General features: G+C 47.2%; 1 protein-coding gene. It reads left to right on the top strand.

The features are described 5' to 3' along the window. A partial coding sequence (locus tag A3739_RS06935; protein WP_156502429.1) for a tandem-95 repeat protein occupies nucleotides 1-3,998 on the top strand: 3,998 nt, incomplete at both ends.

Below are 3,998 nucleotides of genomic sequence, written 5' to 3' on the forward strand. Positions count from 1 at the left end.
CCATATTTTACCTTTGCGCCAAATCAGAATTTTAATGGAGAGATTCTTCTTGGCGTAACAATCTCGGATGGCGAACTAACAGATACTACGACGGCGAGTATTGATGTATTACCCATTAATGATCCGCCTGTGGTCGGAGATTTGGCTTATGCTATTAACGAAGATGAAAGTATCACACTGAGCCAAGAACAGCTCTTGGTGCAAGCTAGCGATATTGAAGGCGATGACCTTGTTGCCGTTAATTTGCAGAGTATTGATGGAAATGTGTCGATTACGGCTAATACCGATGGATCCTTCACATTAACGCCAAATTCAGATCTCAACGGTGCATTTGATATTAGTTTTGGTGTCTTCGATGGCGAAGCGACAGTTGCAGCCAATATCGATTTGACAGTGAACCCAGTGAATGATCTGCCGGTCGCGCAGGATCAGAATTTCCAGATGAACGAAGACGGGACGATCACGCTTACAGATGAGGATCTGTTAACGGGAGCATCGGATGTTGATGGCGATACGCTGAGTATCTCAGATGTTACATACACAGGTACGGATGGAATCTTCACCGATAATGGAGATGACACATATACCTTTGCACCGAATGAGAACTTCAATGGTAATGTCACCGTCGACTTTACCGTGTCTGATGGTCAGGGTGGTACAGATACGGCCCAAGCGAATATTGTAGTTGTTCCTGTGAATGACCCGCCAGTTTCAGGTAACTTGGCGTATGCAATTGATGAGGATGGAAGTATCACACTGAGCCAAGAGCAGCTCTTGGCGCAAGCGAGTGATGTGGATGGTGATACGCTCACGGCGTTGAATCTACAGACAGCCAATCCGGAACTGACGATTACAGATAATGGTGATGGGACGTTCACGCTGACACCGGCTGCAAACTTCAATGGTGATCTCGATATTAGTTTCGATATATTCGATGGTGAAGCGACAGTCGCAGCCAATATCGATTTGACAGTGAACCCAGTGAATGATCTGCCGGTCGCGCAGGATCAGAATTTCCAGATGAACGAAGACGGGACGATCACGCTTACAGATGGGGATCTGTTGGCGGGAGCGTCGGATGTTGATGGTGATACGCTGAGTATCTCAGATGTTGCATACACAGGTACGGATGGAATCTTCACCGATAATGGAGATGACACATATACCTTTGCACCGAATGAGAACTTCAATGGTAATGTCACCGTCGACTTTACCGTGTCTGATGGTCAGGGTGGTACAGATACGGCCCAAGCGAATATCGTAGTTGTTCCTGTGAACGACTTCCCTGTTTCAGGTAACTTGGCGTATGCAATTGATGAGGATGGAAGTATCACACTGAGCCAAGAACAGCTCTTGGCGCAAGCGAGTGATGTGGATGGTGATACGCTCACGGCGTTGAATCTACAGACAGCCAATCCGGAACTGACGATTACAGATAATGGTGATGGGACGTTCACGCTGACACCGGCTGCAAACTTCAATGGTGATCTCGATATTAGTTTCGATATATTCGATGGTGAAGCGACAGTCGCAGCCAATATCGATTTGACAGTGAACCCAGTGAATGATCTGCCGGTCGCGCAGGATCAGAATTTCCAGATGAACGAAGACGGGACGATCACGCTTACAGATGAGGATCTGTTAACGGGAGCATCGGATGTTGATGGTGATACGCTGAGTATCTCAGATGTTACATACACAGGTACGGATGGAATCTTCACCGATAATGGAGATGACACATATACCTTTGCACCGAATGAGAACTTCAATGGTAATGTCACCGTCGACTTTACCGTGTCTGATGGTCAGGGTGGTACCGATACGGCCCAAGCGAATATTGTAGTTGTTCCTGTGAATGACCCGCCAGTTGCAGGGGATACGTCTTTCAGCATGAATGAGGACGGTACAATTACATTGACACCTGCACAGCTTTTGGCGAATTCAAGTGACGTTGAAGGTGATGTGAGTCTGCAAGGTGTGAGCTACTCAGGATCAGATGGAACGCTGAGTGAGAATGATGATGGCTCCTTTAGTTTTATTCCGAATGAGAATTTCAATGGTGACATTGTCCTCGATGTGGTTGTGTTAGATGCTGAGGGTGCGAGTGATACGGCCCAAGCGAATATCGTAGTTGTTCCTGTGAACGACTTCCCTGTTTCAGGTAACTTGGCGTATGCAATTGATGAGGATGGAAGTATCACACTGAGCCAAGAACAGCTCTTGGCGCAAGCGAGTGATGTGGATGGTGATACGCTCACGGCGTTGAATCTACAGACAGCCAATCCGGAACTGACGATTACAGATAATGGTGATGGGACGTTCACCCTGACACCGGCTGCAAACTTCAATGGTGATCTCGATATTAGTTTCGATGTATTCGATGGTGAAGCGACAGTTGCAGCCAATATCGATTTGACAGTGAACCCAGTGAATGATCTGCCGGTCGCGCAGGATCAGAATTTCCAGATGAACGAAGACGGGACGATCACGCTTACAGATGGGGATCTGTTGGCGGGAGCGTCGGATGTTGATGGCGATACGCTGAGTATCTCAGATGTTACATACACAGGTACGGATGGAATCTTCACCGATAATGGAGATGACACATATACCTTTGCACCGAATGAGAACTTCAATGGTAATGTCACCGTCGACTTTACCGTGTCTGATGGTCAGGGTGGTACCGATACGGCTCAAGCGAATATTGTAGTTGTTCCTGTGAATGACCCGCCAGTTGCAGGGGATACGTCTTTCAGCATGAATGAGGACGGTACAATTACATTGACACCTGCACAGCTTTTGGCGAATTCAAGTGACGTTGAAGGTGATGTGAGTCTGCAAGGTGTGAGCTACTCAGGATCAGATGGAACGCTGAGTGAGAATGATGATGGCTCCTTTAGTTTTATTCCGAATGAGAATTTCAATGGTGACATTGTCCTCGATGTGGTTGTGTTAGATGCTGAGGGTGCGAGTGATACGGCCCAAGCGAATATCGTAGTTGTTCCTGTGAATGACTTCCCTGTTTCAGGTAACTTGGCGTATGCAATTGATGAGGATGGAAGTATCACACTGAGCCAAGAACAGCTCTTGGCGCAAGCGAGTGATGTGGATGGTGATACGCTCACGGCGTTGAATCTACAGACAGCCAATCCGGAACTGACGATTACAGATAATGGTGATGGGACGTTCACGCTGACACCGGCTGCAAACTTCAATGGTGATCTCGATATTAGTTTCGATGTATTCGATGGTGAAGCGACAGTCGCAGCCAATATCGATTTGACAGTGAACCCAGTGAATGATCTGCCGGTCGCGCAGGATCAGAATTTCCAGATGAACGAAGACGGGACGATCACGCTTACAGATGGGGATCTGTTGGCGGGAGCGTCGGATGTTGATGGTGATACGCTGAGTATCTCAGATGTTGCATACACAGGTACGGATGGAATCTTCACCGATAATGGAGATGACACATATACCTTTGCACCGAATGAGAACTTCAATGGTAATGTCACCGTCGACTTTACCGTGTCTGATGGTCAGGGTGGTACCGATACGGCCCAAGCGAATATTATAGTTGTTCCTGTGAATGACCCGCCAGTTGCAGGGGATACGTCTTTCAGCATGAATGAGGACGGTACAATTACATTGACACCTGCACAGCTTTTGGCGAATTCAAGTGACGTTGAAGGTGATGTGNGTNTGCAAGGTGTGAGCTACTCAGGATCAGATGGAACGTTGAGTGCGAATGATGATGGCTCCTTTAGTTTTATTCCGAATGAGAATTTCAATGGCGACATTGTCCTCGATGTGGTTGTGTTAGATTCTGAGGGTGCGAGTGATACGGCCCAAGCGAATATCGTAGTTGTTCCTGTGAACGATGCACCTCAAGCAGGCAACGTAGGAACATTGACTACTAATGAAGACAACTCAATAGAAATTGATCCTGATTATATTCTTGGCTTTGCTTCCGATGTAGATGGCGATGACTTAAGCCT

The sequence above is a fragment of the Oleiphilus sp. HI0067 genome, from assembly GCF_001635735.1.